At 43.4% G+C, this 525-nt stretch carries 1 protein-coding gene; it reads right to left on the minus strand.

From position 1 onward, the window contains the following. A partial coding sequence (locus tag DW019_RS14825) for an InlB B-repeat-containing protein (protein WP_182431170.1) occupies window positions 1-525 on the minus strand: 525 nt, incomplete at both ends.

The raw sequence follows: 525 nt of genomic DNA on the forward strand, positions 1-525 counted from the left end.
CTTTGTACTGAATGTTACCGATGGCTTTTTGTACCATGCTGCATAAAGCGTGGTATCTTTTGCAATATCCCACTTATTCTTTCCGGAACTGTAGTTGATTACAGCCGTTTCACGTTCCGTTACCGGAATCGTTTTTGTCCGGTCAGTTACCCATCCGGCAAAGTCATAAAATTTGGAATACAGATATGGGAAGTCTTCCCATGCATCATAAGTAAACTTGTACTCTGTTTTCGACTGTGAATTCGTCACAAACGTTACTTTGTACGTGTTTGGTTTCCAAATAGCATATACAATTACAGTATCTACCTTTCCACTCAAATCATCCACTACATCTCCATCTTTTGCATACGACCATCCGGTAAAGGAATAGCCGGTCTTCTCAAAACGGCATGTTGGATTGGCTTTTGTGTCATAAGTCACATCCAAGTCATCCATGCTGCCGGAAGTGGCACCGTTTCCATCGAATACTACTTTGTGGGTTCTTGCCGTCCAATGCGCATAGAGCGTGTGGTTTTCCGCGCGGGT

Source organism: Clostridium sp. AF37-5 (assembly GCF_003477605.1).
In the GTDB taxonomy this organism is placed as follows: Bacteria; Bacillota; Clostridia; order Lachnospirales; family Lachnospiraceae; genus Eubacterium_F.